Source organism: Archangium gephyra (assembly GCF_042230915.1).
GTDB lineage: Bacteria > Myxococcota > Myxococcia > Myxococcales > Myxococcaceae > Archangium > Archangium gephyra_B.
The window spans coordinates 8,960,229-8,986,711 of sequence record NZ_CP102578.1 but is presented as its reverse complement, the minus strand read 5'-3'; the positions used below and the strand labels follow the sequence as shown (position 1 = coordinate 8,986,711).

Here is a 26,483-nt window from a genome sequence, read left to right as displayed (position 1 = left end):
CCATCAAGGCACGGACTTGGGCAGGGGATTGGCTGCCTTGATGGCGCTGTAGCTGAGCATCAGGTTGCGGTAGTCGGGGATGTGCTTCGCGAACAGCGCACCCAGCCCCTCGATGTCACGGCGCCAGTCGCGGTGCAGCTCACAGGCGACGGCGAACCACGTGATGAGCTGTGCGCCCGCCTCGGACATCCGGTTCCAGGAGGAGTCGCGCGTGATCTCGTTGAACGTGCCGGAGGCATCGGTCACGACGAACACCTCGAAGCCTTCCGCGAGGGCCGAGAGCGCCAGGAAGGCGACGCAGACCTCGGTCACGACGCCCGCGATGATGAGCTGCTTGCGGCCGGTGGCCTTCACCGCCTTGACGAAGTCCTCGTTGTCCCAGGCGTTGATCTGCCCGGGGCGGGGGATGAACGGCGCCTTCGGGAACTGCTCCTTCAGCTCCGGCATCAGCGGACCGTTGGGGCCATCCTCGAAGCTGGTCGTCAGGATGGTCGGGAGCTTGAAGTAGGCCGCGAGGTGGGCCAGGGCGAGCACGTTGTTCTTGAACTGGTCCGGGTTGAAATCGCGGACCAGCGACAGCAGACCGGTCTGATGGTCCACCAGCAGCACCGCTGCATTCGAGATGTCGAGACGGTTGTAGGGCTTGCTCATGGCTTGTTCTCCGTGGGGTGGGTGCGTCGTGTGGGTAAGGAGTATGCGGAGGGGCCGGTCCGCCAGGTAGCCGGTGAATCCGGTACGCACTGTTCCGTCCATGGGACAATGCGCGGTGCTGACGGGAGCGCCGCGCTCCGTGCCGTGAGGCCCTGCGCGCCTGGCTGGAGTCCTTCACGAGCCCCTTGGCAGGAATAGTCGGATGAAGTCAGGGGTCTAGCGTGTTTCCGCGCCGATTCAGGGGGATCATGATCGCAAGCATCCTGCGCCGCTGGCGCTCGGAGTTGTCCTCGGAGGCAGCGCAAGCGCTCCCATTGCTCCTCGGCTTCGCGGCGCTCTTCGTGGCCTACCTCGCCTTCGCGGAGGTCAGCTATGTCTTCGTCTTTCCCCCTCAGCAGAGCGGCATCTTCTGGTTGCCCAGCGGGCTGGCGCTGGCCTGGTTTCTCCGCACGCCCCCCGCTCGCTGGCCCGCCTGGATGCTCGCCATCTTTGGAGCAGAGGCGGGGCTCTGCTTTCGGCATGGCCTCCCACTCTCCATCTGCCTGACCTGGGGGGTGGTGGCCTCCCTCCATCCTCTCGTCGGGGCCTGGCTCCTACGCCCGCGGGCAGGCCACCGGTTCGTATTTGGGAGTGCCGGGGACGTCGTCCGCTTGACCTTGCTTGGCGCCGTGGTCGGCGCACTCCCTGGCGCGCTCCTCGCTTCGGCTGCCAACGTCGCATGGCTGGCGGGAGGCCCGTACTGGCCCAAGGTGGTCACGTGGTGGAGCAGCGACACCCTCGGGGTGATCCTCCTCAGTCCCTTCTTCCTGACCTGGAAGAAGCCCGCGAGGCCTCGCTTCGGCCGCGCTGTCGAAGCCTTGGTCTTGCTCGTGCTGCTGACGGCCGCGGGATGGTGGGTGTTCGCCACCGAGCGGCCGCGTGATCTCGACGCGGCGCTTCCTTTTTTCCTGCTCCCGTTGATCGTGTGGCCGGCCCTGCGGCTGGGAGCGCAAGGTGCGACGGCTGCCACGGTCATGCTCGATCTGATCGCGACCTGGCACACGCTTCACGGGCGCGGTCCCTTCGCGATGCTGAGCATCGACGTCGGCACACGCGTCCTGAACCTGCAGCTCTACGTCGCGTTCCTCAACCTGTTCGTTCTGATCCTGGCGGTGGTCGTCGTCAAGGAGCAGCAGGCGCGCGCCGCCGCGCAGCAAGCGGAGCAGCGCGCCAGGTTTCTCGCCGCTGCTTCCGAGAGCCTGTCGGCCTCGCTCGACTACGAGGCGAGCCTCGCCGCGCTGCCGCAGCTCTGCGTGCAGTCGCTGGCGGACTGGTGCGTGCTCGATGTCGTCGAGGACGACGGGCTCCGGCGCCTGGGCTGCGCGCATCGAGATCCCTCGAAGCTGAAGCTCCTCGGTGAGCTCGCGCAGCGCTATTCGCCCGGCAGTCACTCGCCTCAGCCCGCGGCTCAGGTGCTCCGCACGGGTGAGCCTTTCCTGTTGCCTCGGACCACCGACGAAGTCATCCGGACCTACAGCGCCAACGACGAGAACGCGCGCTTGATCCGGGAGCTCGGCACGCAGACGGTGATGGCCATCCCGCTCACCGTCCGCGGGAAGATGATCGGTGTGCTCACCCTCGCCTCGGCGGACCCTGACCTCCAGTACGGCCCCACCGACCTCGTGTTCGCGAACGAGCTCGGGCGCCGGGCGGCGAGCGCGCTCGAGAACGCGCGGCTGTACGCGGACGTGCAGCGCGGCAAGGCGGAGCTGCGCCGGGCCAACGATGAGCTCGAGCAGCGGGTGGAGGAGCGCACGCGCGAGCTCAAGCAGGCCCAGGTGCGGCTGGTGGACACGGCGCGCGAGGTGGGCATGTCCGAGGTGGCCTCCAACGTGCTGCACAGCGTGGGCAATGTGCTCACCAGCGCTGTCATCGGCCTCGAGACCATGTACAGGGCGGTGGGCTCCTCTCGCGCCGGCAGGTTGAAGCAGGCCACGGCCCTGCTGCTGGAGCACCGGGAGCACCTGACGGACTTCGTGGCCCCGGGAGCGCGCGGCAACCACCTGCCGGACTACCTGTCCGCGGTGGCTGACGAGCTGATGGGCGAGCAGACCCGCCTGCTGGACGAAATGGAGGCGATGGGCCGGCACATCGAGCACATCCGCGCCATCGTCCACGTGCAGCAGAACTACGCCAAGACCGCGCTGATGCCGGAGGAGTGTGACCTGGCGCAGCTCATCGACGACGCCCTGCGCATCCAGCTGGCGGCGCTCCAGCGCCACGGGGTGTCCGTCCAGCGCACGCTGTCCCCAGTGCCCAGGCTGAAGGTGGACAAGCACAAGGTGCTGCAAATCCTCGTCAACCTCATCAGCAACGCGAAGGACGCGCTGGACGCAGTCCCCGAGGGGAGCCGCCACCTGCGCGTGCGGCTCACCGCGCAGGGGAAGCTGGCGCGCATTCAGGTGATGGATGATGGGAGGGGAATCGCGCCGGAGATCCGGCACAGGCTCTTCATGCACGGCTTCACCACGCGCAAGGACGGCCACGGCTTCGGCCTGCACACGAGCGCGCTGGCGGCGCAGCTGCTCGGGGGCCGCCTCATGCTGGAGAGCGAGGGACCGGGCAAGGGCGCCGTGGCCACGCTGGAGCTTCCGCTTGCCTGATGGAGGGCCCGTCCGGCCCCACCCCAGCGCTCCAGCGCCGCTACGAGGGCGCCGCACGGGCAGGCGGGGGAGCGGTGCTGGCTCCTGGCTCCATGCGGAGATTAGGCGGAGCCGTGTCTCGGCGAAGGAGCGCGGAGATGAAGCGACCAGCAAGTGAGCGGGTGACCCTCGTGGAGGTGCTCGAGCTGACCGGGCCCTTCGACGCGTTCGCGGCCATCGTCCAGGCGGCGACGCGACGCCTGGAGGCCGAAGGGGTGAGCGGGCTCGTGGGAGCGCAGTTCTACGCCACGCCCGGCTCCTCCGAGGTCGGAGCGATCATCACGTTCGCCGACCCCGGCCAGTTCATGGACCACGTCCGCATGATTACGGGCTGGCCCGAGTTCAAGGCACTCGTCGGCGCCGTGAAGCCCCTGGATGTCCGCGTCTATGGACGGCTCAGCGAGGAAGCGCTCGCCTGGCTCCAGAAGATGAACGTGGTGAGCAAGACCTTCGAGAACCCCGTGGCGGGCTTCGTGCGCTGAGGCCGGGTACCTCGTTTGTGCAGGGGCCTGTCTGCGGCTCACTCACCCGGCCCCCGGGAGCCGCTCGAGCATCCGGATCGGCTCGCCCTTGTACGTGCCGCGTGCGAACTCGCGGAACCCGCACCTGTTGGCGACCTTGAGCGAGGCCTCGTTCCCTGGATCGATGATGCACACCACTCGCTCCGGTCCGAACCTGCCGTCCGCCCACTTCAGCGCCGCGCTCACCGCCTCCGTGGCGAACCCCTTTCCGTGCGCCCATGGAGCCAGCGCCCAGCCCGCCTCTTTCGCTCCTCCGAAGGAGGGGTCGATCTCCCGATGGAAATCCGCGAGCCCCACCTCGCCGATGAATCGGCCCGTGCTCTTCTCGCGCACCACCCAGAACCCGAACCCCATCACGTCCCAGTGGCCCACGTAGCGCAACAGCCGGGACCACATCTCCTCGCGCGTGGAGGGCTTGCCGCCGATGTACCGCGTCACCCTCGGGTCTCCCCACATCGCGAAGGCTTCCTCGAAGTCCTCACGTCGCGGGCCTCGCAGCGTGAGGCGCTCGGTGTCGATGGTGGGAATGTCGATGGCGGGCACGGGCTCCACTCCTTGGGGGTTGAACCACTCCCCCACGCTACCTTCGGGGCGCATGAGTTCGGAAGCGGAGGATGCGGACCTCTGCCCGTGCACGAAGGACTGGAAGAACCACGGCGAGTACGTCTCCTGCGGGACCAAGACCTCGTTTGATACCGTCTCGGGTACCAAGGAGTCTCCACACCGTGCCAACGCCCCGAGAGCCCCTCGTCTACGACGCCGCCGTCGAGGCCATGTTCTCCCGCGCGCTGAAGGGGCGTCTCAGTCCTCGGCTGAAGACGCGCGTGAAGGAGGCGGGCATCGATCTGGACGCGAAGTTGAAGCCGAGCTACCCGCGTGAGGTGTGGCTGCGCACGATGCGCCTGGTGGTGGCGGACCTCTACCCGGGCGTACCCGAGGAGCGGGCCTGGTTCGAGCTGGGCGAGCGGATGGTGGACTCGTTCGGCGAGACGCTGATGGGCCCCGCCATCGTGGGCGTCCTGAAGCTGCTCGGCCCCAAGCGAGCACTGGGGCGGATGTCGCAGACGTTCCGGCACGCCAACAACTACATGCAGTCGACGTTGGAGGAGCTGGGCCCGGGCCGGTTCCGGCTCTGGGTCAACGAGGTGGGAATCTCGCCCCACTTCATCGCGGGCACGGTGTCCGCCACGCTGAGAACCTCCGGCGCGACGGCTCCCCAGGTGGAGATCGCCGAGTTCGACGGCCACCAGTGCACCTACGTCATCTCCTTCTGACCAGGGGCTCGCGCTGCGTCAGGGGATTCCGGCGGGGAAGGTGTGCGTCCCATCCGGGTTCAACCGCAGCGGCGTGGTGCCCCGCACGGCTCCGAGGGGGAGCGGGCCGTAGAGGTGAGGGAACAGGCCGGGGCGGGAGCCACTGGCAGCCGGTTCCCAGCGCAGGGCGTCGCCGAGCGCGGCGACGTCTACCTCGACCAGGAACAAGTCCAGCTCGCCGGTGCGGTGCCTGGCGGCGCTGGCGCGCACCTGCGCGGCGGTGGAGAAATGCAGGAAGCCGTCACGCGTGTCGTCGGCGCTGCCGCGGTACTCGCCCACGGCTTCGGCCGCCCGCCAATCCTCGCCACGGACCAGGGTGTAGATGGTGGTGACGGCTTCACGCGGGCTGGCTCGGTCGCTCATGCGGGCATGATGCCACTCCTCAGCCTCTCCAGCCCGTCGAGGAGCAGCTCCAGCCCGAACTCGAACTGGTGCGAGCCGCTGTGTTTGCCGTCGGCCACCAGTTGGGTGAGTTCCCGCATGTAGGGATACTGCTCGGCGGGAAGCATGGGGAGGAAGCCCCGCGCGGCGCTCGCATACTCCGAGCGGTCGAGGGGGAAGTTCAGCTTCTGGAGCGTGAAGCCGTAGATGTGGCTGTCGATCGCGTTCCAGGCGCGATCGGCGAGCTGATACGAGAAGCCGGCTTCGCGCAGGCAGCCGAGCGTGGCGTTCACGTAGCGCAGCATCGCCGGCCCGATGTTGAGGCGGGAGACGATCAGCATCGAGGCCCAGGGGTGGCGCAGCAACACGTCATGGGCGGAGTGGGCGCGCTTGCGTATCGCCTTCTTCCAATCGCCGCCGATCGCGGGCAGCTCGATCTTGGCCACCACCAGGTCGGCCATGCCGTCGAGCACATCGTCTTTGTTGGCGACGTGGTTGTAGAGCGACATCGCCTCTACCCCCAGCTCCTGGGCGAGCTTGCGCATCGAGAGCGACTCGAGGCCGCCCGTGTCGGCGAGCTGGATGGCGGCGTGCAAGACCCGATCTCGGGTCAATGGCGTGCGTGGCTTGGCGGAGCGGCTTGACACGACTTACACCGTAAGCCTAGGGTCGGAGCGCGTCAACTTACGCCGTAAGCCTGGAGAGCCCGATGAAGACCATGAACGCGATCGTCCAACCCGCCTACGGCTCGGCCGAGGTGCTCCGGTTCGAGGAAGTGGAGCGGCCGGCGTTGGGTGAGGGCGAGGTGCTGGTCCGGGTGCATGCGGCCTCGGTGTGCAAGGGCGACGTGCACCTGCTCACCGGCACGCCGTACCTGCTGCGCCTGGCCTTCGGCCTGCGGAAGCCCAAGCGCCGCATCGCGGGGCAGGAGATGGCCGGGACGGTGGAGGCGGTGGGCCCCAACGTCACCGCGCTCAAACCCGGAGACGAGGTCTACGGCCAGATGCCGGGGGGCGCCTTCGCCGAATACGTGTGCGCGCCCGCGGATCTGTTCGTGCCCAAGCCGGCCAACCTGACCTTCGAGCAGGCGGCGGCGGTGCCCATTTCGGGGATGACCGCGCTGCAGGGGCTGCGCGACGCCGGGCAGCTCAAGCCGGGGCAGAAGGTCCTGATCAACGGCGCCTCGGGAGGCGTGGGCACCTTCGCGGTGCAGATCGCCAAGGCGTTGGGCGCGGAGGTGACCGCCGTCTGCAGCACGCGCCACGTCGACAAGGTCCGTTCGCTCGGAGCCGACCGGGTGATCGACTACACCCGTGAAGACTTCCTGAAGGGCCCGGAGCGCTACGACGTGACGCTCGACCTGGTGGGCAACCACTCTCCCGCTGAGTGCCGGGCGGTGCTCGCGCCAAAGGGCGTGTTCGTCTCCTCCGCCGGCTCGCCGGGCGGAAACTGGATCGGGCCCATCGTCTGGATGCTCAAGGTGATGCTGGCGGGAATGTTCGGCAGCCAGAAGATGACCATGTTGATGGCCATGCCCCGGCGGGAAGATCTGCTCTCCCTCCGGTCACTGATCGAGGCCGGAAAGGTGACTCCGGTGATCGAGCGGCGGTTCGCGCTGCGCGAGACCGCCGCGGCATTGGGGCACGTGGCCGAGGGGCACTCGCAAGGCAAGACGGTGATCTTCGTCTGACGTCATTGGACGAGCACCGCCGGCAGACCCGGCACCTTGAGGAAGGTGACGCGCGTGGGGCGTGGGGCGGGCTCGGGCCAGCCAGGCCTTGCCAGGGCCTCCAGCAGCTCCTTCACGGGCCAGGCGAAGGACTCCACGCGCGAGGCCCCCTCGAGCGGCTCCAGCCCCCATGCGAGGGCAATGCGCAGCCGCTCGCAGCGCGCCAGCTCCGGCACGTACGCGGGCAGGCACGCCGGCACCGTCCGCTCCAGGTAGCGGCAGAACGAGACGGCCTCCTCGCGGTTGAGCAGCTCCGGCAGCACGTCCGCCAGGAAGCCCCCCAGGACCGAGGCCAGCTCGGGCCGCAGCACCGGGTCCACCCAGGGCAGGTGCTCGCGCACGCGTGCCACCCGGTGGTGGTCCATCAGCCGCCCGGCGCGCTCCACGTCCACGGAGCGGATGCACGCCAGCCGCTCGCGCTCCTCGGGCGCCAGCGCCAGCGCACCGAGCGCCGCGGGAGCGTCGCGCAGGTAGGCCGCACGGAAGCGCGGATCCACGTGCAGCCGCGCCAGCACCTCGAGAACCTGTGGATAGCCCATGTGTCTTCCTCCGCCGCTCAGGCCGCATGCGCCCCGTGGCGCTGGAGGATGCCGCGGGCGCGCGCCAGCTCCTCCACCAGCCGCGAGAAGGGCGGAAAACCGCTGTCCATCTCGAAGTTCACGCCCCGCACCGGGCAGCGCGGCACCACGTACTCCAGCATCCGCCACACCTCCTCCGGCGAACACTCGGAGTGGCTGTCCAGCCGCAGCCCCTCCATCGTCGTGCCGCCCGCGAGGTGGATCTGCACCACCCTGTCCAGCGGCAGTTGCTCCAGGTAGGGGTACGGGTCGAACTGGCGGTTCACCGCGTTGCAGTAGAGGTTGTGCAGGTCCAGCAGCAGCCCGCAGTCCGCCTCCGTCACCACGCGCCGGATGAAGTCCGCCTCGTCCAGGGTGGACTGCGCGTCATCGAAGAGCCAGGCGATGTTCTCCACGACGAAGGGCAGGCCCAGCCCGGCCTGTACCTGGCGGATGTTGCGCACGCACGTCTCCAGGGCCTCCTCCACGCGGGGCACGGGCGTGAGGGCTCGCAGTGGCAGGTCGCCCACGCGCGTGAAGCACAGGTGGTCCCCGTGCCACACGCTCTTCGTCAGCTGGGCGATGCGGCACACGCCCTCGCGGTAGCCCGGCGCGTCCACCCCGTCCGAGCCCACCGACAGCTCCAGGCTATGGCCCACCATGGGGAAGCGCCGCGCCAGCAGTTCCAGGCGCCGCTCGGCGTCCGGCGTGAGGGGCAGGAAGTGCTCGGGCGTCACCTCCAGCCAGTCCACGCCCGGGTTGCCGCGGGCCAGGTGGGGCTGCAGCTCCCAGCGGTAGCTCAGCCCCACGCCGATGAAGGGGGTGCCCATGGGCCGTCTCCTCACGCCTTCCGGCGCGCCATCACCTGGAGGTGCTGGCCCGTCGCCGCGAAGCCCTCGTGGGCCATGCGCTCCTGCAGCGCGAGGAGCTCATCGCGCGCTGCCCACGCGTCGAACTCCGGCCCACGCGCGGCCTTCATCGCCTCCAGCAGCTCGAAGAAGAGGACAGGCTTGCCGAAGATCTCGTCGATCTCCGCGCCGGCGGCTTTCACCGCCTCCTGCAGCTCCTTGAGGGTGAAGGCGTGCACCGGCAGCCCGTAGGGGCACTTCGTCTTGCCCGTCTGCAGCACCGCGAGCGCGTCCGCGGCCTTCACGTACTTGAGCGTGCCCACGAAGGCCTCGTAGCGGTTGTCCACGCCCATCACCACCGGGGCTCCTGGCACGGCCACGCGCACCAACTCCCGGATGGCGCGCGGGTACTCGTCCAGGCAGTAGGAGACGGGGTCGCCCTCGCAGAAGACGAGGTCGAAGGATTTCTCCGCGAAGGGCAGCTCCAGCACGTTGCCCACCACGAAGCTGGCGCGCTCGAGCTGGCCCGCCCGCGAGAAGCTCGCCCGCGCCTGCTCCAGCATGCCCGGGGAGAGATCCAACACCGTGACGTGGTGGCCGCGCTCGGCGAAGCGCGCGCCGTACTTGCCGCCCCCGCCTCCGGCGTCCAGCACGCGCAGGGTCCGCCCATCGGTGGGCAGCAGCTTCTCCACCGCCGTCCACGTCAGGTGCTCGTAGGCGAGCCAGAAGAGCTTGATCGCCACCTGCTGCGGGCTAGCCTGGTCGTACTTCGGGGACACCTCGTCGTAGCGGCTGCTGATGGCGGAGGGAAGCGTCGCGGCACTCATGGGAGGACTCCGGGGGTTCAGTAGTTGAAGGAAACCTTCGTCAGCAGGCGGCGCTCCTGCGTGCCGTTGAAGGGCTGGTCCGTGTAGACGAGGAAGACGTCGCTCCACTGCCGGTAGTGCCAGCCGATGACGGCGTCGAGCAGGGTGCCCTTCACGTTGCTGTAGTCAGCCAGCTCCGCCACCGCGCCGTGCTGGAAGGTGAGGCGGGCGTAGAGGTCCGGGCTGAAGTGGTAGCGCAGCTGCGCGTAGCCGGAGAGCGAGTAGCCGTCACCGCTGTTGCCATACAGCGGGCTGTGCGAGGGCACGCCCTGGCTGCGCGTGTAGAAGCCGCTGAGGCGGAGGACGAAGCGCGAGCCCAGCTTCATGTTGAGCGCGCCGTTGAGGCCCTGGATGTCGCCGCCCAGGAACTGGCCGCCCAGCGCCGTGAGCGTGAAGCTCTGCCAGTCGTGGGGGAAGAGCGTGAAGCCCGCGGTGAGCACGCGGTTCTTGAAGCCCTCGTTGTCGTCGTAGATGCCGTCCAGGTAGAGGGCGAAGTCGTGGTGCAGGTAGGGCTGGACGTTGAGCCGCTGGCGGTAGCGCGTGCGCTCGTGCTCGTGGTTGCGCCGCCACAGCGTGTCCCACGTCACGTCCAGCCGCGGCAGGAAGCGCCACTTGGGAAACGGGTTGAGGTAGAGGTGCGTGTTCCAGCCCTGCTTGTCCGTCACCGGCGTGTAGCCCAGCGGGTTGGCGTAGTTCTTCCCGATGTCCTCCAGCTGGATCCAGAACTCCGAGAGCGTGTCGAAGCGGTGGATGCCCAGGTGGTAGGCCTCGGCGCCGCGATTGCCCAGCGGGCTCCAGCTCTTGGCCGCCTGCGCCTGGATGAACACCTCCTCGAAGATGTGGATGTTGGCGTCCAGGCCCACGGTGGTGAAGCGCGCGTCGCCCTCGCGGTTGAGCGCGGTGAGGCTCAGGGCGGAGCGGTTACCCAGGTCCTGCTGCAGGCGCACCACGCCCGAGTTCACGTTCTCATAGGTGCCATCGCCCCGGTCATCGCGGTGCTGCACGTCCAGCAGCGCGAAGCCCAGCCCGCCCGCCTTGCCGGTGAGCTGCGCACCGCCCCACACGGTGTCATGGGGGCGCAGCGCGATGCGGCGCGAGGTGAACATCTTGATGGGCGTGATGAAGAGCTGCTCGGTCTCCACGAAGAACTTCCGGCGCTCGGGCAGCAGCGGCGCCTCCTGGTCCAGCAGCAGCCGGTCCTGGTCCGCCTCCGCGTCCGCGAAGTCCGGGTTGGCCGTCAGCTTCAGCGCCAGCCACGGGGTGGGGTCGATGCGCGCGTCCGCGCCCACGTTGGGCCGGAAGAAGCCGCGGCCGTCACTGGTCTGGAACGCCAGCTGCGTGGAGACGTACGGGGTGATGCTCCACGTGGGGCGCGGGCGGATGCCCTTGAGGCCCGTGAGGTGCGGGTAGCGCGACACCTTCGCCGAGTTCACCCCGTCCGGCGTCCAGTTGCTCCACTCCTGGTTGCGCGACTGCTCGCGGTCCAGGAGCATGCCGAACGTCACCTCCTCCTGCTGGGGGAACTGGAAGTTGGCGAAGGGGATGCGCACCTCGGAAATCCACCCGTCCTCGACGAGGGTGGCCTTCGTCTCCCACTCGCCCGCCCAGTTGGTGGAGAAGGCCTCGCCGTCATCGACGATGCGCCCGTCGGTGCGCACCCCCAGCGGGTTGGTCCAGAAGTAGTAGGCGTTGCGGTGGTCCAGGAAGGTGTCGAGGATGACGGTGATGTTGTCCTCCTGGTGGAGGAAGCCCTCGTTCTGCACCGTGTAGCCCTTCACCTTCTCCGGCTGCGAGTCCAGACAGTGGAAGGCGAAGTAGAGGTTGTCCTTGTCGTAGAGGATGCGGACCTTGGTGTCGTCCTTGGCCGGGCGGCCGTAGTCGACACGCGTGAGGTACCAGCCGGAGATCTCCGGCGCCGTCTGCCACGCGGCCTCGTCCAGCTTGCCGTCGATGGTGATGGGCTGCTCGGTGTACGTGGCCTTCACCTGGTAGGTGGAGTCGGCCTGGGCCAGCACCGGCAGCAGCAGGGCGAGCAGCGCCGCGCCGCGGGGAAGGGCGGAGAGGGAGTGCTTCATACTGGCTCCGTGGAGGTCTGCAGGGGAGGGGCGGACGCGGAGGGCTCTCGAACCCGCGCCATACCGGCGAGGGCCGCGAGGAACGCGCCGGACGACAGGAAGAAGGCGGCCTGGAGTGACAGGTGCTGCGCCACGAAGCCGTAGGTGATGGGCGCCACCATCTGCGCCAGCGCGGCGCACGCGCCGAGCGCCCCCATGAAGCGGCCGCGCTCCTCCCGCGGGCACACCTCGGCGAAGAGGGCCGGCAGCGAGGGACGGAACAGGCCGTCTGGCACCGCGAGCAGTGCCCACGTCAGCGCCAGGGCCGCCAGGCTGTAGGGCGCCGGCAGCCAGCCCACCGCGCCGAGGGAGAGGCTGAGCACCACCAGCCCCGCGAGCCCCGCGCTGATGAGGCCCCCGCGCCGCGCGAGCTGGTCCGACAGGCGCCCGCCCACCGGCTGCACGAAGGCGAAGACGAGCCACGAGGTGGCGATGAGCGGCCCCACCCACTCCTGCGGCGCGCCCAGGCGCGTGGCGTAGAGGGGCACGTAGATGGGGTAGAGGTTGAGCGCGAAGCTGAAGAAGAACTGGAAGACGAAGAGGCCGCTGAGCGCGGGGAACCGGCGCATGTACTCGAGCGGCGCCACCAGCCCCCGCCCGGCGAGCCGCAGCGCCTCGGTGGCCCGGGGTTTCCCCTCGGGGCGCGGTGCGGCTTCGGTCTCCTGGAGGCCCAGCAGCACGAGGCTTCCGCAGAGGAACAGCGCGCCGGCGAGGAAGAAGACGCCCGCCAGGGACAGCCAGCGCACCGCCGCGGCCGAGGCCACCAGCGCCGCCACGAAGGTGAGGTTGGTGGCGCTGTCCAGCAGCGCGAAGACGGTGGCCCGCTGCTTGGGGGGCGCGAAGTCGGCCACCAGGGCGTTGGAGACGGGCGAGGCGCTGCGCACCAGCAGCAGCTTCAGCGACAGCACCGCCGCCAGCGCCACCGCGTTGGCCGTCAGCCCCAGCAGCGGTACGAGCAGCGAGGTGCCTAGCGACAGCCCCACCACGAAGCGCTTGCGCCCGAAGTGGTCCGAGAGCGTCCCCAGCACCGGCTGGGCGAAGATGGGCAGCACCGACGCCAGCGTGAAGACGAAGCCAATGCCTTGCAGATCCAACCCGCGCGAGCTCAGGAACACTGGCAGCACCGGGTTGAGCAGCCCCGAGGCCAGCGTGCCCAGCAGTCCGGAGAGCAACAGCACCCGGAGGTTGCCGAGGCCGCGTGTCAGTCCATACATCTCGCGCAGCGCGCGCGCGCCCCGGCTCATCATGCGACACCCCCCGGGGAGGTGCCGGCCGCCGGACCCAGGCCCAGGATGCGCTCCACCGCCGCGATGAGGTCCGGCACGGGCCGCACTTCCAGGGCCGCGAGCGGCTCGGCCGTGAAGCCGCTGCCCTCGGGCACCCACATGGGGACTCGCCCCGCGCCCGGGTGCACCTGGCGCACATAGGTGTCGGCGACTTCCAGCTTGCCCTGGAGGTACTCGCGGGGCGCGGGCGTCAGCGCCTCCTGCCCGTCGAGCACCACGCCGGTGGCGAGGAAAGGGGAGGGCAGCGCGCGGCCGGACAGCAGCGCCACCCATGCGACGAAGATCGGCAGCGATGCGCTGCGCCCGTCCAGTGTCAGGCTCCGCCCCTTGGGCGACACGAAGAAGTCCATCTCCTCCCAGGGCAGCACATAGCGTGCGCGGCCGAGCGCCCCGAGGTGCTGCACGTGGCGCTGCCAGGCCGGCGCGTAACCGTTGCTTCGCGAGAGGTCCACCCAGACACGGCCCGAGCCCGGCCGCACCGCCACCTCCAGGGACACGGGCCGGAACACGGAGCGGCCGCCGAGGTCCGCATGGGTGAAGAGCAGGAGGGGGGCTGTCCGAAGCATGGCTCGGGGTTCCGGGAGGGATGAAGAGGAGGAACTACGGGCGAGGAGGAGCACGCCCCTCCCCGCCCCGGACCGCGAGACGGCAACTAGGCGGCGATGATCACGCCACCGGTGCTCATGCCGCTGCTGCAGGTGCACTTGTCGGCGGCGGCGGAAACGCGGGCGATCTGGGCCTTGACGTACATGATGGACCTCTGTGTTTGGGGTTGATGCCGCCACCCTGGGACACGCTGTCCCCGAGCGACGGGGTTTGTATGTGCCCAAAGGCACACACAGCTGGGGAGCCCTCCAGGCATGGCACGGCCGTGGGCGGCGCACGCGCCCGGAGGACTCACGATTCCTTTCAGAACTGCTCTCGGCCTACGGCGTCGAGGGCTCGCAGACGCCGAGCTCCTGGAACGTGCGCACCGTCGTCAGCACGTCCTCCCGGATGTCGGCCTCCTGGCCGGAGACGTTGAAGCGGGTGGCCAGGGACTGCACGGCCCCCTCGAGCGTCATCCCGCTCTGGCAGAGGGAGAAGATGGTCGCGGCGGTGGCGTTGATGTTGAAGACCTCGCCCCCCTCGGTGTCCAGGAGGAACCACGCCTCTTCCTGCTGCTGTACGATGACGCCCGGCGCGGGCCGGGGAAGCAACTCAGCCATCCTCGCCTCCTCGAAGACAGACAGCAGTGGAACTCGACCCGGCGCGCACCCGAAGTCCGCGTTGCGCCCCGTCCTCATTGTTGAAACATTTGTAAGCCAATCCCCAATCACAGTGAAGGATGCAACACATCAGGCCGGATCTCCCGTGCAAAAACTACCAGCCGGGTTTCATGCCCTACCTGCTGGTGGGGACGCATGTTCATCGAGCATGGGACGGACGCACCCGCATGGAATGGAGGGGCGCCTGGCCGAGGGCCGCGGGCTGGTTCAGAGGGCAGCGGAGGGACTCGGGCGGGCGGCGGCAGGGCCGTGCGCCATGCCGGAACACCGGCCACGTTACCCCTCGAGACACACGCCTGCGCTGACCGCTCGTGGAGCGGCGGTGGCGCGTCGTGTGGTTTGACTGTCGGAGGGGCCTGCTAGACTCGACCCATGGAGGCGGACGCGGACGTGCATCCGCTCCTCTCCTGAGGGCCGGACGGCAGGTCGCTGGGCGAGCCTGAGCCAGGGGTCTTGGATGTGCCCACCTCCCGCGTGCTTACAGAAGCACCCAGGGGTCCGTGCAGCCCCTGGCCGCTCGTGTGGTTCGAGGCCCACGAGACTTGCCTCCGGCGGGATTAAAGGAGGTTGTTGGTGGAACTTCCGTTTTAGTTTTTATTATGCATTGCGTCGTTGAATCCAGGCCATTCGCGGGCGGGACCTGCTGACGAACGTCTGATGCTGCCTCCATCCAGGTATGAGAGGCGTTGAAGACATCCTGAGGCAGTCACCGCATGACCTCGAACCGGAACCCGCTGACTTCGCCGGGGAACAGGGCGCGCGGCACTGGATTCCTTCCCGGTACAACATCCGGGCCATCGCGCGGGATGGCCGGCTCGTGCTCTGGAACACGCTGCACGGCTCGCTGAGTGTCTTCAAAGCGGAGCAGGCGCCCCGCGTCCTCGAGTTGCTCCCACGGAAGGGAATCCAGGCGCCCCTGGAGGGCCTGGTCCAGTACCTCGTCGAGCGTGGCTTCCTGATCCGCAACGGGGCCAACGAATTCCGTCAGCTCCAGCTGCTCCATGGCCAGCAGCACTATCGCTCGGATTGCTTGCACCTCATCCTGCTGGCCTCGGAGGATTGCAACTTCCGGTGCAGGTACTGCTATGAGAAATACGAGCGCGGCACGATGTATCCGCGGGTACGTCAAGGGCTCAAGCGGCTCATCGAGAAGCGTCTCCCCGGCTTGCGCGAGCTCAGAGCGGACTGGTTTGGCGGTGAGCCCCTCTATGGCTGGAAGGCCATCGAAGAGCTGGGCCCCTTCTTCATCGAAGCAGCGGAGAAGCATGGGGTCTCTTTCTCCAGCGAGATGACCACCAACGGCTACCTGCTGACACCCGAGGTGGCCGGCAAGCTCCTCGCCTGGAAGACCCAGCGGTTCCAGATCACCCTCGACGGTCCTCCCGAATGCCACGACCAGAGCCGGCCCACGCGAAACGGCCAAGGCACCTTCCAGACCATCCTGGAGAACCTCAAGAGCCTGGCCCGGAGGCAGGAGGACTTCGCCGTCCTGCTGCGAGTCAATTTCGATCAATCCAATCACGCCCAGCTCGACAGGCTCTTCGAGCGGTTCCGGCGGGAAGTCGGAGCGGATTCCCGCTTCCAGTTCGACTTCCATCCGGTCGGCCGTTGGGGAGGAGCCAGGGACTCGGAGCTGGCGGTGTGCGGTGCTGACAGCGCCGACATCGCGGCCCGGCTCAGGGCCGCCGCCCACGAGCGAGGACTCCATGCGGAGACGATGGGGGGAAGTCTCTCCCCTGGCTCCCGGGTGTGCTACGCGGCCCGCCCCTACAGCTTCGTCATCGGTGCGAGTGGCAAGGTCATGAAGTGCACCCTCAGCCTGGACTCGGACGAGCGCAATGTCGTCGGGCACCTGACTCCAGACGGGGAGCTGGTGCTGGACGCGGACAAGATGGGGCTCTGGACCGAGCCCGCCTTCGAGGCCGATCCGCGGTGCCGCCAATGCGTCCTCCTGCCCGGCTGCCAGGGGATGTCCTGTCCCCGCTCGCGAATCCAGAATCAAGAGTCTCCCTGCCTCCCCGAGCGCTGGCACCCCAAGCGCCGGATGCTCGAGCGCCTGAACACCCAGTCCGGCATGGGCAGACACACGCGAGTTCCGATTCCCATGGGGGGAATCGATTGACGAGGAGGAACAGCATGAAGGACAACACCCCGAAGAAAGAGGTCATCACCCAGAAGGAGCCGAGCGTGAGCTTCGAGATCCTCGAGCTCGATGACGCCGTGCTCGACAGCGCAGTGGGGGGCTTCGACGGCGGCGTCAACCCCGTGAATGGCTGCGCCCACACCACGTACAAGATGAATTGAAAATCGGGTTTCGGTTCCCAAGGGGGGAATCGATGAGGAGGAACGTCATGAAGGACAGCACTCAGAAGAAAGAGGCCATCATCCAGAAGGAGCCGATCGTGAGCTTCGAGATCATCGAGCTCGACGACACCGTGCTCGGCAGCATCGCGGGTGGTTACAACTCCTGCATGAACAACTGCGGCCCGTACAAGATGAAATGAGGAACGTCCGGGCCCTGGGCTGGGATGCACAGGTGGAGGCGGGGCTCCTCCGTCACGGACCATGGTGAGCGCATCGAGGGCCGCATGCCATCACGCGGAGTCGTTATTTCGACTCGGGCGTGAGGTACTGGTCCGCCTGGGATTCCAGCTCGTGGGTGACGGAGGGGGCAAGCCGGGAGAGGAGCTGCCATTCCAGCTCCAGGTCCCGGACGAGCACCGGACGGGCATAGGAGAGCGGGTCGCCCTTGACCATCCGCTGCGCGCCCGTTGTTTCGTTCGGCCGGGTGATGGGGTGGGGCGCGGTCCGGCCGATGGTGGTGTAGCTCATGCGGTACGCGTTCAGCACGAAGCGGCCGTCGTCGAGCTGCTTGCCCACGACCATGTGCCGCTCCCGCATCCCCCCGATGTCGAGGCTCTCATCGAACTTCCCCCGCCAGTCGGTACGGATATAGAGGGGGTCCGTACTCGCCAGGATGAGATACCCTCGATCCTTGAGCAGCTCGCGGGCTGCCTCCATGACCTGCTCCGGGGGGAGCCGGTAGGCCACGTAGGCGGCACTGCGCTCGAGCAGGAGCTGGCGCTTGTTGTTGGCACAGCCAGTGCCCCCCAGGAGCAACAGACCGGCGAGGATCACTGGGAGCAGGGTCGGGGTGCGTGTTTCGTCCGACAGCCGGCGCGGGGCGTGCATCCATTTCTCCTGACGTGGGTGAAGCAGGATGCGGGTGGAACGCACGGGCGAGCCCGGCATATCGGGGGCAGATGCCGGGCCTCGCGCACCCGGCACCGGAGGGGAGTGGGTGGGCCCCGGAGGTGCTGCGGGGCCCTGGCGTCTGGCCGGACGTCTCTTTCTCTCACATTTCAGGAGGGCTGGGGTCGCAGTACAGCGCACGGCTGGGGCAGGTGAGCCTGAAGCTGGAGGGCGGGCACCTGATGAAATTGAAGCTGTAATCGATACAACCGAACCAGGTACGGGGGACGCCGCCCACGGCATGGCCCAGGTCCGCCTCGTCCAGCTCGCTCATGGGCCTGCCCGAGGGGCTTTCCGGGAGCTCCGCGCGCTGCTCAGCGGAAAGGCTTGCCCGAAACGCCGGATCCTTCCACGCTCTGACAATCATTTCCTTTTTCATGACACCGTCTCCTCAGGGTGAGACCGCGCTCACATCGAGCCGGTCACCCAGATAGAGGGGTGTCAAGGAAGCGCGTGAGGCGTCCGGGCCAGCGGGCGTCGAGGGCGTGGAGAGGAGGCCTTGCGGCTCCCGGGAGCCGGCGAATCGTCCGCTTCCGGCAGGTCGCCCCCGCTGCGTGACGGATGCGTGCTCCCCGCCCCGAGCCGGGTTGGTATGGTGGGGCCCCTATGTCTCAGCTCATCGTCACCGCAGTGGGTCCCGATCGTCCCGGCCTCGTCGCCGACCTCACCCGTCACGTGTTCGAGGTGGGCGCCAGCCTCGCCGATAGCCGCATGGTCAATCTGCGTGGCCACTTCGCCCTGCTCGCCCTCATCGAGGGCACCACCGAAGCGCTCACCTCCCTCCGGCGCAAGCTCGAGAGCGAGGGCTCGGGGATGGGGCTCCGGCTCGAGATGTACGAGGCGGCCGCGGCCGCCTCACGGGCCCCTGGCAGCGTCCCCTACCGCCTCAAGGTCTACAGCAATGATCAGCCAGGCATCGCCGCCCGCGTGACCGCGCTCCTGCGCCAGCACTCCGTCAACGTCGAGGAGTTGGAGACGCGCATCGAGTCGGCGCCCTTCGCGGGGACGCCGCTCTTCACGCTCGAGGGTGTCGTCACCCTTCCGCAGGGCACGAGCGCCCGCAAGATGCGTGACGAGCTGGGGGCGCTCGGCGAGAAGATCGGCTGCGACATCGATCTCGACGCCATCTGAGCCCTCGCCCGGCCCGCGGCGGCTACACCCACTTCACGATGTACGTGCAGCTCGGGCCGCCGTGCTTGCGGCACGGCTTCGCGGTGTCATGGACCACCGTGGCCGTGCTCTCGAAGCGCTGCGCCATCGCCAGGAGCAGGTGCAGATCGAACGGGCAGGGGTAGGGGTTGTTGCACTCGGAGATGATCTGCTTCTTGCCGGGAACCCGCGAGTAGCCGTAGTGGCCGATGCCCTCGAGCATGGTGCCGGTGGTGGGCGAGAACATGGGCACGCCATCCAGGGCGTGATTCATGTGGTAGGCGACGTCCACCGACTTGAGCGCGCTGTCGATGTCCGTCACGAAGGGCGGGAAGATGGCGTTCTTCGGCACGGCGAGCCCCACCTGGCCGAGCATGCTCTCCCCGTACTCGCGGCCGATGCGCTCGAAGGTGGCCAGCCAACGCGTCACCGGGTACCACCTGTCCCGCTCGAACTGGACGATGCCATCGGCCGACTCCGCGCCCAGTCCCTCCTCCAGCATGATGCGGCTGGCGAGCAGCTGGAAACTGCCGAACGCGTTCAGCACGTTCGACAGGTTGGCGCCCAGCACCTGGATGTTCTCGAGTCTCGCTTTGTCCATCTTGGTTGACCTCGAATCGTTCGGCCCGCTGGCGGGCACACCGCCCTGCGCGTGTGACGCCACCATGCCCTCTTCCGGCTCGCAAGCCTTCTGGGGCCGGCTTCCTCTCCATGGATGAGAATGCTCCGGGCCGGCGCTCGGGGCGGGGATTGTATTTTACCAGCCCCACTGGATGGTTGATGAGGGTTTCCCCTGCTGACTGAAGACAGCACACCAGGACGTGGACAACCCCAACGTCTTCGTCGTCAACATCGACGAGGCCGTCGAGGGCGAGCAGGGCCTGCGCGAGTACTATGACAGCCTCGCCGCCCAGGGGGACACGAGCACCACCGGCCAGGGCCTGGCGGTGTACTACCTGGCGCGCGCGTTCTTCCCGAACTCCAGCCGCTCGGGCTGCAACGTCCTCATCGACAGCAGCGGCTTCACCATGACCGGCGCCGTGACGCTCACGGGCGTGCTGCGCCACGAGCTGGGCCACACCCTCGGCTTCCGCCACGAGCACACCCGCTCCACCAGCTCCGGCTGCTACGAGGACAGCCAGTGGCGCGCGCTGACCAGCACCTACGACCGCTACTCGGTCATGCACTACCCCCAGTGCAACGGTCTGAACACCGGTGACCTGATCCTCACCAGCCTGGACAAGTCCGGCGCCCGCTCGCTGTACCCGTAGTCCGTCCGCTCCCCGGGAGCTGACAGGGGCCGGGGATGCACGCCTCCACGGGGGGTGGGCGTCTCCGGCCTTCTGCTTTGGCGCCGGGGCCACACTTCAAGGCCGGGGATTTCTCGTAAAGTGGGAATCTTGCCCGGCCCTGCTCTATGCTGGTGCGGTCCCACGCCGAGGCCGCTGGGACAGGCGGGCCGGGTGGACATGAGCACGAGCCGCAGGACGTGGATGCAATCGGATTGGGAGCGGGCGCTGGAGCAGCTGATGGAGCTGGCGACCTCCCAGGACACCGCACGCGGGCTGTTCCTCAACCGCACGCTGGAGGCGGTGCGGGCGCTCGGGGACGAGGCGGCCGTGGCCCGGTGCCAGGCGGTGCTCGGCCAGCAGCGGCTCATGGACTTCGTCAACTACCCCGTCACCCTGCTCATCCGGCTGACCATGGCCGCGGTGCGGGAGCTGAGCGCCCGGCATGGCGGCGCGGAGCAGGTGCTGCGGATGCTGGGGCAGAAGGCGGCGGTGGGCCTGATGTCCTCCGCGGTGGGCAGCGCCATGAGCGCGCAGTCCGTCACGGGCGCCGACCACATCTCCGCCAGCATGCAGGCCATCTACAAGGTGACGTCCAACTACGGGGAGCGCTCGATGGAGTGGCTGGGCCCCAGGCACGGCCGCCTCATCATGCGGCGCAGCTTCCTGCCCATGCCCTACCACGAGGGCGCCATGGTGGAGGTGCTCGAGCGGCTGGGCGCGCGCAATGTGCGCGTCCAGGGCGGGGTGTTGGGACCGCTCGACAGTGAATATGACTTCACGTGGGAGTAGAGCGGACGCCCTCGGGGAAAGGGTTCCGGCCGGGTGCCGGGGCTCGCCCGCGGGGCAGCCGTCCACGTGAAGGGCTCTGGTCCTGCTCGGCGGCGGCCCGCGAGGAGGACGATGATGATGCACGACGAGCTCTTGTCCCATGTCGCCGAGCACGCGGGCCTGTCTGGACGGCAGGAGGCGGAGCGGACCGTCCGCGTGGTGCTCGAGGTGGTGGGGGAGCGGTTGAGCTGGCCCGTCGTCCAGGCGTTGGCGGAGGATCTTCCCGCCCCGCTGGCCGAGCCCCTGCGGAGCGTGGCCCCCCATCAGGACTTCAATCTCGCGGAGCTTCATGCGCGGGTGGCGGACCGGCTGCGGGTGCCGCTCGGACGGGCGGTGGAGCACACGGGCGTCGTCTGCCAGTTCCTCGCGGAGGCGCTGCCCGCGGGGACGTTGCACCGGGTGCGCGAGGCGCTGCCCGAGCCGATGAGCGCCCTCTTCACGCCGCGCGAGCCCGTCGACGACTTCGCCTACGTCCACGTCCACCTGGAGCCGGGCCGCCGCACGCTCGCCGAGGGCCGGCCAGGAAGCGCGCATCCCCTGTCCGAATCCCGGCCCGAGCGGGCGCATTCCCACTCGGTGGTGCGGGCGGACAACCCGCACGGGGACACGAAGCTCTCCAGTTCCTCCGGGCTCACCCAGGAGCGGGAACAGGAGACGCTCGCGGACGGACACCCCGGCTCGGATCGTCCCCTGAGCGAGTGGGAGTGAGTCCCCTCGTGGTGGCTCAGGGCGCGGGGTAGAGGTAGCGCAGGAGGTCGTCGAAGCGCTCGGCCCAGGCGCTCTCCGTGTGGAAGGCGCCGGGCACCTCCACGTACTGGAGATCCTTGCCGGGCTTCCAGCCCCGGGCCACCAGCGCATCGCGCAACAGCCGGGCGTCCTCCACCGTCTCCTGGCTGCCTTTCGACTCCTCGGTGCCGATGTCCACCCAGATGCGCGAGGACGGCTTCTTCCGCAGGCCCTTCACCCGGGTGACGATGTCCCGGTTGGCCCAGAAGACGGAGGGAGACATCACCCCCAGGCGCTGGAAGGTGTCCGAGCGCGTGAGGCCCAGGTGCATCGTCACCAGGCCGCCCAGTGACGAGCCCGCCAGTCCCGTGCTCTTCGCGTCCGTCCGGGTGCGGAATGACTTGTCGATGAGCGGCTTGAGCTCCTCGACGAGGAAGCGCCCGTAGGCGTCCGCGTTGCCGCCGCCGAGGTGGGCGTACTCGCCGGTGTCCCGCGCCTGGGTGTACTCGGCGAAGCGATCCTCGGTGTTGTAGACGCCGACGATGATGAGGGGCTCCACCTGGCCGGAGCGCACGAGCTGCTGAGCCGTCTCGTCCACGTGCCACTCCCCGGAGAAGGAAGTGGAGGCGTCCATCAGGTTCTGCCCGTCGTGCATGTAGAGCACCGGGTAGCGGCGCTTGGGGTTGGCGTCGTAGTCCGGTGGCAGCCAGACGATGATGTCGCGCGTGCGGGGCAGATGGCGCGACGTCACGCCGCGCAGGTAGCGGACGGTGCCGGTGACGGACGCGGACGCGGACGCGGGGGGCGCGCCCGGCTGATCCGCCCAGCGGGCCACGGAGAGCGAGACGCGCTCGGAGCGGCTGCCCGTGCGCAGGGTGCGGTTGGGAAGCTCCTGGCCCGCGGCGTCCTTCTCCACGGTGCCCCACGAGCCGCGCGTCACCTTGTACTCGAGCGCGGTGCCGGCCGGCAGCGGGAGGCTGGCGGTGTAGCGCCCCTCGGGCGTGCGCGTCAGCTTCAAGCCCGTGCCATTCCACTGGCCCAGGGCGGCATGGTTGCCGGAGAGCCACACCTCCGCGTCCGCGGGAGTCCCGGATGGCACGGTCACCTCGAAGGTGACCCGGGGCGTCTGGGGGGCCAGGGCGGGGCCGGTGGGCGTGTTGCCGCAGACCCAAAGGCACACGGTGAGCCAGAGCAAGTGCGTCATTTCCAAAGCATAGCAGCCGGTTCCCACGGACAAAGTGTCGCCCGGTCCGCGCACGGCCCCGGACAACCCGGCAGGTGCCCGCGCTCCCTGTCTATAAATGCCTCCTGGCTCGGACGCGGCACACCGGTTGCTTGGGCCGCACGGCAGGAGGGGACACACGTGGGACTCGAGGCCTTCATCCGGCTCGCGCGTGAGCAGGGCGCGAGCGACATCCACCTGGAGGGCGAGATGCCCATGGCCCTGCGGATCCGCGGGGCCCTGCGGCTCGTGGGCGAAGCCGTGTCCGCCCCGGCGCTCACCGCCCTGGCGCGCGACATCATCGGTGACGAGGCCTGGCCCGAGTTCATCGAGCGCTGCTCGTATGACGTCTCGCGCAACGTGGAGGGCCAGCGCTGCCGCATCAACATCCTGCGCAGCGCGCGCGGCGTGGGCTTCGCCATCCGCCTGCTGGCCTCCGCCCAGGCCACGCTGAAGAAGCTCAACCTCCACCCGGACCTGCGCCGCCTCATCGAGCCGGCCCACGGGCTGGTTCTGGTGAGTGGCCCCACCGGCTCCGGCAAGACGTCCACGCTCGCGGCGCTGCTGCAGGAGATCAACCTCGCCGAGGCCCGGCACATCATCACCGTGGAGAGCCCCATCGAGTACGCGCTGGTGCCGCGCCAGTCCTTCATCCGCCAGCGCGAGGTGGGCCGGGACACGCCCTCCTTCGAGCAGGCGCTCGTCGACGCGCTCCGGGAAGACCCCGACGTCCTCATGGTGGGCGAGCTGAGGGATCCGGAGGTGATGCGCCTGACGCTGAACGCGGCGGAGACGGGGCACCTCGTGCTCGCGACGGTGCACTCCTCGAGCACCGCCGAGGCGCTCCAGCGCGTGGTGTCGGCGTTTCCCCCGGAGATACAAGGCGCGGTGTGCGCGCAGCTCGCGGACTGTCTCGTCGGGGTGGTGTGCCAGCGGCTGCGTTACCGTCCGGAGCTGGGCATCCGCGTGCCCGAGTGCGAGGTGCTCCCGGGCAGCACGCCCGTGAAGAGCCTCGTGCGCCAGGGCCACTTCTTCAAGCTCCCGTCCGCCATCGAGACGGGCGCCGCCGACGGCTCCTGGACGTTCACGCGCTACGCGGAGTGGCTGAACCGGAAGACGGACTGGCACCTGCCTTCCCCCGCCGAGGAGGCCCCGCCCGAGCTTGCTCCCGCGCCCGTTCCGTCCCTCCGGGCCACCCCGCCGGCCCGTCCCGAGCCCCTCCCGAGGCCGCCTCCCCCCACGCCCAGGCCGAAGCGTGCCGCGCAGGACGACGCTCCGCCCAGGCCCCCGCCCTCCGATGAAGCCGTCTTCGTCATCCAGGAGGAGCAGGACGACCTCTCGGACATCCTGCGCCAGCTCGAGCGCGGTGGCCCCGGAACCAAGGAGTAGGTCTCAGGGCGTGGGGGCGAACCTGTTGAGGACTGGTGCATGGGGGGGCACTTGATCATTGACCCGCTCCGCCCCCGGCGGGAACGTTGCCACCATCATCAGGAGCGGAGGGGTCATGGGACGTGTCGCGAGCAGGTTGGGCTGGGCACTGGTGGCCGTCGTCGGCGCGTTCTGCCTGGGCACGGTGGCGCTGCACCGGGGAGAGACGATCAACGCCACCTGGCTGGTGGTGGCGTCCGTCTGCGTCTACCTGCTCGGGTACCGCTTCTACGGCCGGTTCATCGCCGACAGGGCCTTGCGGTTGGACCCCTCGCGGGCCACGCCGGCGCAGCTGCGCAATGACGGCCTGGACTACGTGCCCACCGACAAGTGGGTGCTGTTCGGCCACCACTTCGCCGCCATCGCGGGCGCCGGTCCGCTGGTGGGCCCGGTGCTCGCCGCGCAGATGGGGTACCTGCCGGGCACCATGTGGATCCTCTTCGGCGTCGTGCTGGCCGGCGCGGTGCAGGACTTCATGATCCTCTTCCTCTCCATCCGCCGCGACGGCAAGTCCCTGGGCGACATGGTGCGCCTGGAGCTCGGCCCCGCCGCCGGGGTGGTGGCGATGATCGGCGTGCTGATGATCATGATGATCATCCTCGCGGTGCTCGCCCTGGTGGTGGTCAAGGCGCTGACCGACAGCCCCTGGGGCACCTTCACCGTGGCCATGACCATCCCCATCGCGCTGGTGATGGGCGTGTACCTGCGCTACCTGCGCCCGGGCCGCGTGCTCGAGGTGTCCGTCCTCGGCTTCGTGCTGCTGATGCTCTCCATCTGGCTGGGCGGCCGCGTCGCCGAGGCTCCCTCCCTGGCTCCGCTGTTCACCTATGACAGCAAGGCGCTGGCCTGGATGCTGATCGCCTATGGCTTCTGCGCCTCGGTGCTGCCGGTGTGGCTGCTGCTGGCGCCACGCGACTACCTGTCCACCTTCCTGAAGATTGGCACCATCCTGCTGCTGGCGGTGGGTATCGTCCTGGCGGCGCCGGAGCTGCGGATGCCGGCGGTGACCCGGTTCATCGACGGCTCCGGGCCGGTGTTCTCCGGCAACCTGTTCCCCTTCCTCTTCATCACCATCGCCTGTGGCGCCGTGTCGGGCTGGCACTCGCTGATCTCCTCCGGCACCACGCCGAAGATGCTGGCCAACGAGCGCGAGACGCTCATGGTGGGCTACGGCGCCATGCTGATGGAGTCCTTCGTCGCCATGATGGCGCTGATCGCCGCCTCGGTGCTGGACCCGGGCGTGTACTTCTCCATGAACTCGCCGCCCGGCCTGATTGGCACCACCGTCGAGCAGGCGGCGCGGACCATCAGCGAGTGGGGCTTCGTCATCACCCCCGAGGTGCTCAGCATGACGGCCAAGGAGATTGGCGAGTCCTCCATCCTGTCGCGCGCGGGCGGCGCGCCGACCCTGGCGGTGGGCATGGCGCAGATCCTCCATGGGCTCGTCGGCGGCACGGGCATGATGGCCTTCTGGTACCACTACGCCATCCTGTTCGAGGCGCTGTTCATCCTCACCACCGTGGACGCGGGCACGCGCGTGGGCCGCTTCATGATCCAGGAGCTGGCCGGCCTGGTGTACGCGCCGCTGCGCAAGACCGAGTCCTGGTCCGCCAACCTGCTCGCCACCGCCATCTGCGTGAGCGGCTGGGGTTACTTCCTCTACCAGGGCGTGGTGGATCCGCTCGGCGGCATCAACACGCTGTGGCCGCTGTTCGGCATCGCCAACCAGATGCTGGCCGCCATCGCGCTGACGCTGGCCTGCGTGGTGCTCGTGAAGATGAAGCGCGAGCGCTACCTGTGGATTCCGGCGCTCCCCACCGTGTGGCTGGTGTGCTGCACGCTCACCGCCGGCTGGCAGAAGGTGTTCGGCGGTGAGATCCGGGTCAGCTTCCTCGCCCATGCGCGCGCGTTCTCGGCCGCCGCCGCCGAGGGCCGGGTGCTGGCGCCCGCGAAGTCCCTGGAGGACATGGAGCGCGTCATCACCAACGACTACGTGGACGCCACCCTCACCGTCCTCTTCATGCTGCTGGTGGTGGCCACCGTCGCCTTCGGCCTCCGCGCGGCGCTCGCGGCCCGCCGCTCGGCCGGTCCCACCGCGCAGGAGACGGCCCCCGTTCCCCTGGCCACGGTGGGCCGCTGACATGGGCGCCGCGAGAGACGCGCTGGCGAGGTTCTGGCTCCAGGCGGTGCGGACCGCCCGGTTGATCATCGGCGTGCCCGACTACGACACCTATGTCGCGCACATGCGCTTGAATCACCCGGAGCGGCCCGTGATGAGCTACCCGGAGTTCTTCGACGAGCGCATGCGGGCGCGCTACCGAGGTGGCGGCGGGCGCTGCTGCTGAGCAGGCGGCTCCAGGACGTCGCGGGC

General features: G+C 68.9%; 29 protein-coding genes and 1 pseudogene. 15 read left to right on the top strand and 15 right to left on the bottom strand.

What is annotated here, in order from left to right; all coding sequences use genetic code 11:
- Nucleotides 1-3 precede the first annotated feature (3 nt).
- Nucleotides 4-651: an isochorismate family cysteine hydrolase YcaC gene (gene ycaC, locus NR798_RS35220; protein WP_375766931.1), complete on the bottom strand. Its 648-nt coding sequence runs from the start codon at nt 649-651 to the stop codon at nt 4-6.
- Between the two features lie 248 nt (nt 652-899).
- Between ycaC and NR798_RS35215 the strand changes: the two are divergent.
- The 3 genes and pseudogenes from NR798_RS35215 to NR798_RS35205 form a co-directional block, all read left to right on the top strand.
- Nucleotides 900-1,808: pseudogene (locus NR798_RS35215) on the top strand (MASE1 domain-containing protein); the annotation flags it as partial.
- A complete protein-coding gene (locus NR798_RS35210) occupies nt 1,803-3,293 on the top strand; it encodes an ATP-binding protein (RefSeq protein ID WP_375773869.1) in 1,491 nt (496 codons plus the stop codon). The pseudogene NR798_RS35215 and the gene NR798_RS35210, both read left to right, overlap by 6 nt.
- 137 nt (nt 3,294-3,430) lie before the next feature.
- Nucleotides 3,431-3,814, top strand: a complete 384-nt coding sequence (locus tag NR798_RS35205) for a hypothetical protein (RefSeq protein WP_375766930.1) — start codon at nt 3,431-3,433, stop codon at nt 3,812-3,814.
- 42 nt (nt 3,815-3,856) lie between these two features.
- Here NR798_RS35205 and NR798_RS35200 read toward each other — a convergent pair whose 3' ends face one another.
- On the bottom strand, nt 3,857-4,396 hold the full coding sequence (locus tag NR798_RS35200) for a GNAT family N-acetyltransferase (RefSeq protein ID WP_375766929.1): 540 nt from the start codon (nt 4,394-4,396) through the stop codon (nt 3,857-3,859).
- A 182-nt stretch (nt 4,397-4,578) separates the two neighbouring features.
- Here NR798_RS35200 and NR798_RS35195 point away from each other — a divergent pair, with 182 nt between their 5' ends.
- The gene (locus NR798_RS35195) at nt 4,579-5,127 is read left to right on the top strand and encodes a DUF2378 family protein (RefSeq protein WP_375766928.1); all 549 of its coding nucleotides are present in this window, start codon (nt 4,579-4,581) and stop codon (nt 5,125-5,127) included.
- A gap of 18 nt (nt 5,128-5,145) precedes the next feature.
- On the opposite strand, the gene NR798_RS35190 is transcribed toward NR798_RS35195, so the two are convergent.
- Together NR798_RS35190 and NR798_RS35185 are read right to left on the bottom strand one after the other, a co-directional pair.
- Entirely contained in the window at nt 5,146-5,529 is a 384-nt protein-coding gene (locus NR798_RS35190) for a DUF952 domain-containing protein (RefSeq protein ID WP_375766927.1), read from the bottom strand.
- Nucleotides 5,526-6,143 carry a TetR/AcrR family transcriptional regulator C-terminal domain-containing protein gene (locus tag NR798_RS35185; RefSeq protein ID WP_375766926.1) on the bottom strand — a complete coding sequence of 206 codons (618 nt, stop codon included), beginning with the start codon at nt 6,141-6,143 and terminating at the stop codon, nt 5,526-5,528. Before NR798_RS35185 ends, NR798_RS35190 begins: the two co-directional genes overlap by 4 nt.
- Before the next feature lie 113 nt (nt 6,144-6,256).
- Between NR798_RS35185 and NR798_RS35180 the strand changes: the two genes are divergently transcribed.
- Nucleotides 6,257-7,237: an NAD(P)-dependent alcohol dehydrogenase gene (locus tag NR798_RS35180; RefSeq protein WP_375766925.1), complete on the top strand. Its 981-nt coding sequence runs from the start codon at nt 6,257-6,259 to the stop codon at nt 7,235-7,237.
- A 2-nt stretch (nt 7,238-7,239) separates the two neighbouring features.
- On the opposite strand, the gene NR798_RS35175 is transcribed toward NR798_RS35180, so the two are convergent.
- The 7 genes from NR798_RS35175 to NR798_RS35145 all read right to left on the bottom strand — a co-directional run bounded on the left by NR798_RS35175 (nt 7,240) and on the right by NR798_RS35145 (nt 14,155).
- Complete coding sequence (locus NR798_RS35175) at nt 7,240-7,815, bottom strand: hypothetical protein (RefSeq protein WP_375766924.1); 576 nt, start codon at nt 7,813-7,815, stop codon at nt 7,240-7,242.
- A gap of 17 nt (nt 7,816-7,832) precedes the next feature.
- The gene (locus NR798_RS35170; protein ID WP_375766923.1) at nt 7,833-8,663 is read right to left on the bottom strand and encodes a DUF692 family multinuclear iron-containing protein; all 831 of its coding nucleotides are present in this window, start codon (nt 8,661-8,663) and stop codon (nt 7,833-7,835) included.
- Between the two features lie 11 nt (nt 8,664-8,674).
- On the bottom strand, nt 8,675-9,508 hold the full coding sequence (locus NR798_RS35165; RefSeq protein WP_375766922.1) for a class I SAM-dependent methyltransferase: 834 nt from the start codon (nt 9,506-9,508) through the stop codon (nt 8,675-8,677).
- A 17-nt stretch (nt 9,509-9,525) separates the two neighbouring features.
- Entirely contained in the window at nt 9,526-11,622 is a 2,097-nt protein-coding gene (locus NR798_RS35160) for a carbohydrate binding family 9 domain-containing protein (protein WP_375766921.1), read from the bottom strand.
- Nucleotides 11,619-12,908: an MFS transporter gene (locus NR798_RS35155; RefSeq protein ID WP_375766920.1), complete on the bottom strand. Its 1,290-nt coding sequence runs from the start codon at nt 12,906-12,908 to the stop codon at nt 11,619-11,621. Before NR798_RS35155 ends, NR798_RS35160 begins: the two co-directional genes overlap by 4 nt.
- Nucleotides 12,905-13,513 (bottom strand): hypothetical protein, encoded by a 609-nt coding sequence (locus NR798_RS35150; protein ID WP_375766919.1) that lies wholly within the window; start codon nt 13,511-13,513, stop codon nt 12,905-12,907. Before NR798_RS35150 ends, NR798_RS35155 begins: the two co-directional genes overlap by 4 nt.
- 360 nt (nt 13,514-13,873) lie before the next feature.
- Nucleotides 13,874-14,155: a PqqD family protein gene (locus NR798_RS35145; RefSeq protein ID WP_375766918.1), complete on the bottom strand. Its 282-nt coding sequence runs from the start codon at nt 14,153-14,155 to the stop codon at nt 13,874-13,876.
- 736 nt (nt 14,156-14,891) lie between these two features.
- Between NR798_RS35145 and NR798_RS35140 the strand changes: the two genes are divergently transcribed.
- From NR798_RS35140 to NR798_RS35130, 3 genes are read left to right on the top strand one after another with little or no spacing between them, the layout of a single operon-like run.
- A complete protein-coding gene (locus NR798_RS35140) occupies nt 14,892-16,337 on the top strand; it encodes a radical SAM protein (RefSeq protein WP_375766917.1) in 1,446 nt (481 codons plus the stop codon).
- A 14-nt stretch (nt 16,338-16,351) separates the two neighbouring features.
- A complete protein-coding gene (locus tag NR798_RS35135) occupies nt 16,352-16,519 on the top strand; it encodes a hypothetical protein (protein ID WP_375766916.1) in 168 nt (55 codons plus the stop codon).
- A 47-nt stretch (nt 16,520-16,566) separates the two neighbouring features.
- Nucleotides 16,567-16,719, top strand: coding sequence for a hypothetical protein (locus tag NR798_RS35130; RefSeq protein WP_375766915.1), 153 nt, complete (start codon nt 16,567-16,569; stop codon nt 16,717-16,719).
- A gap of 103 nt (nt 16,720-16,822) precedes the next feature.
- Here the strand turns inward: NR798_RS35130 and NR798_RS35125 are convergent, their stop codons facing one another.
- Together NR798_RS35125 and NR798_RS35120 are read right to left on the bottom strand one after the other, a co-directional pair.
- Entirely contained in the window at nt 16,823-17,407 is a 585-nt protein-coding gene (locus NR798_RS35125) for a hypothetical protein (protein WP_375766914.1), read from the bottom strand.
- Between the two features lie 163 nt (nt 17,408-17,570).
- Nucleotides 17,571-17,846: a mersacidin/lichenicidin family type 2 lantibiotic gene (locus NR798_RS35120; protein WP_375766913.1), complete on the bottom strand. Its 276-nt coding sequence runs from the start codon at nt 17,844-17,846 to the stop codon at nt 17,571-17,573.
- Between the two features lie 227 nt (nt 17,847-18,073).
- Here NR798_RS35120 and NR798_RS35115 point away from each other — a divergent pair, with 227 nt between their 5' ends.
- Nucleotides 18,074-18,598 carry a glycine cleavage system protein R gene (locus tag NR798_RS35115; RefSeq protein WP_375766912.1) on the top strand — a complete coding sequence of 175 codons (525 nt, stop codon included), beginning with the start codon at nt 18,074-18,076 and terminating at the stop codon, nt 18,596-18,598.
- A 22-nt stretch (nt 18,599-18,620) separates the two neighbouring features.
- Here NR798_RS35115 and NR798_RS35110 read toward each other — a convergent pair whose 3' ends face one another.
- Nucleotides 18,621-19,217: a hypothetical protein gene (locus NR798_RS35110; RefSeq protein WP_375766911.1), complete on the bottom strand. Its 597-nt coding sequence runs from the start codon at nt 19,215-19,217 to the stop codon at nt 18,621-18,623.
- Between the two features lie 220 nt (nt 19,218-19,437).
- Here NR798_RS35110 and NR798_RS35105 point away from each other — a divergent pair, with 220 nt between their 5' ends.
- The 3 genes from NR798_RS35105 (at nt 19,438) to NR798_RS35095 (ending at nt 21,444) form a co-directional block, all read left to right on the top strand.
- The gene (locus NR798_RS35105; protein WP_375766910.1) at nt 19,438-19,887 is read left to right on the top strand and encodes a matrixin family metalloprotease; all 450 of its coding nucleotides are present in this window, start codon (nt 19,438-19,440) and stop codon (nt 19,885-19,887) included.
- Nucleotides 19,888-20,085: 198 nt separating this feature from the next.
- On the top strand, nt 20,086-20,697 hold the full coding sequence (locus tag NR798_RS35100) for a TIGR02265 family protein (RefSeq protein ID WP_375766909.1): 612 nt from the start codon (nt 20,086-20,088) through the stop codon (nt 20,695-20,697).
- A 114-nt stretch (nt 20,698-20,811) separates the two neighbouring features.
- A complete protein-coding gene (locus NR798_RS35095) occupies nt 20,812-21,444 on the top strand; it encodes a DUF2267 domain-containing protein (RefSeq protein ID WP_375766908.1) in 633 nt (210 codons plus the stop codon).
- A gap of 16 nt (nt 21,445-21,460) precedes the next feature.
- Here the strand turns inward: NR798_RS35095 and NR798_RS35090 are convergent, their stop codons facing one another.
- Nucleotides 21,461-22,657 carry an alpha/beta hydrolase-fold protein gene (locus NR798_RS35090; protein ID WP_375766907.1) on the bottom strand — a complete coding sequence of 399 codons (1,197 nt, stop codon included), beginning with the start codon at nt 22,655-22,657 and terminating at the stop codon, nt 21,461-21,463.
- 168 nt (nt 22,658-22,825) lie between these two features.
- Here NR798_RS35090 and NR798_RS35085 point away from each other — a divergent pair, with 168 nt between their 5' ends.
- From NR798_RS35085 to NR798_RS35075, 3 genes are all read left to right on the top strand, one after another.
- Nucleotides 22,826-24,073: a type IV pilus twitching motility protein PilT gene (locus NR798_RS35085; protein ID WP_375766906.1), complete on the top strand. Its 1,248-nt coding sequence runs from the start codon at nt 22,826-22,828 to the stop codon at nt 24,071-24,073.
- Between the two features lie 115 nt (nt 24,074-24,188).
- A complete protein-coding gene (locus NR798_RS35080; RefSeq protein ID WP_375766905.1) occupies nt 24,189-26,252 on the top strand; it encodes a carbon starvation CstA family protein in 2,064 nt (687 codons plus the stop codon).
- A gap of 1 nt (nt 26,253) precedes the next feature.
- Nucleotides 26,254-26,457: a YbdD/YjiX family protein gene (locus tag NR798_RS35075; RefSeq protein WP_375766904.1), complete on the top strand. Its 204-nt coding sequence runs from the start codon at nt 26,254-26,256 to the stop codon at nt 26,455-26,457.
- The last annotated feature ends 26 nt before the right edge of the window (nt 26,458-26,483 follow it).

Coding starts and splice junctions, on each gene's coding strand:
- ycaC (WP_375766931.1), bottom strand. CDS start 651: ATGAGCAAGCCCTACAACCGTCTCGACATCTCGAATGCAGCGGTGCTG.
- NR798_RS35205 (WP_375766930.1), top strand. CDS start 3,431: ATGAAGCGACCAGCAAGTGAGCGGGTGACCCTCGTGGAGGTGCTCGAG.
- NR798_RS35190 (WP_375766927.1), bottom strand. CDS start 5,529: ATGAGCGACCGAGCCAGCCCGCGTGAAGCCGTCACCACCATCTACACC.
- NR798_RS35180 (WP_375766925.1), top strand. CDS start 6,257: ATGAAGACCATGAACGCGATCGTCCAACCCGCCTACGGCTCGGCCGAG.
- NR798_RS35175 (WP_375766924.1), bottom strand. CDS start 7,815: ATGGGCTATCCACAGGTTCTCGAGGTGCTGGCGCGGCTGCACGTGGAT.
- NR798_RS35170 (WP_375766923.1), bottom strand. CDS start 8,663: ATGGGCACCCCCTTCATCGGCGTGGGGCTGAGCTACCGCTGGGAGCTG.
- NR798_RS35165 (WP_375766922.1), bottom strand. CDS start 9,508: ATGAGTGCCGCGACGCTTCCCTCCGCCATCAGCAGCCGCTACGACGAG.
- NR798_RS35160 (WP_375766921.1), bottom strand. CDS start 11,622: ATGAAGCACTCCCTCTCCGCCCTTCCCCGCGGCGCGGCGCTGCTCGCC.
- NR798_RS35155 (WP_375766920.1), bottom strand. CDS start 12,908: ATGATGAGCCGGGGCGCGCGCGCGCTGCGCGAGATGTATGGACTGACA.
- NR798_RS35150 (WP_375766919.1), bottom strand. CDS start 13,513: ATGCTTCGGACAGCCCCCCTCCTGCTCTTCACCCATGCGGACCTCGGC.
- NR798_RS35145 (WP_375766918.1), bottom strand. CDS start 14,155: ATGGCTGAGTTGCTTCCCCGGCCCGCGCCGGGCGTCATCGTACAGCAG.
- NR798_RS35140 (WP_375766917.1), top strand. CDS start 14,892: ATGAGAGGCGTTGAAGACATCCTGAGGCAGTCACCGCATGACCTCGAA.
- NR798_RS35135 (WP_375766916.1), top strand. CDS start 16,352: ATGAAGGACAACACCCCGAAGAAAGAGGTCATCACCCAGAAGGAGCCG.
- NR798_RS35130 (WP_375766915.1), top strand. CDS start 16,567: ATGAAGGACAGCACTCAGAAGAAAGAGGCCATCATCCAGAAGGAGCCG.
- NR798_RS35125 (WP_375766914.1), bottom strand. CDS start 17,407: ATGCACGCCCCGCGCCGGCTGTCGGACGAAACACGCACCCCGACCCTG.
- NR798_RS35120 (WP_375766913.1), bottom strand. CDS start 17,846: ATGAAAAAGGAAATGATTGTCAGAGCGTGGAAGGATCCGGCGTTTCGG.
- NR798_RS35115 (WP_375766912.1), top strand. CDS start 18,074: ATGTCTCAGCTCATCGTCACCGCAGTGGGTCCCGATCGTCCCGGCCTC.
- NR798_RS35110 (WP_375766911.1), bottom strand. CDS start 19,217: ATGGACAAAGCGAGACTCGAGAACATCCAGGTGCTGGGCGCCAACCTG.
- NR798_RS35100 (WP_375766909.1), top strand. CDS start 20,086: ATGAGCACGAGCCGCAGGACGTGGATGCAATCGGATTGGGAGCGGGCG.
- NR798_RS35095 (WP_375766908.1), top strand. CDS start 20,812: ATGATGCACGACGAGCTCTTGTCCCATGTCGCCGAGCACGCGGGCCTG.
- NR798_RS35080 (WP_375766905.1), top strand. CDS start 24,189: ATGGGACGTGTCGCGAGCAGGTTGGGCTGGGCACTGGTGGCCGTCGTC.
- NR798_RS35075 (WP_375766904.1), top strand. CDS start 26,254: ATGGGCGCCGCGAGAGACGCGCTGGCGAGGTTCTGGCTCCAGGCGGTG.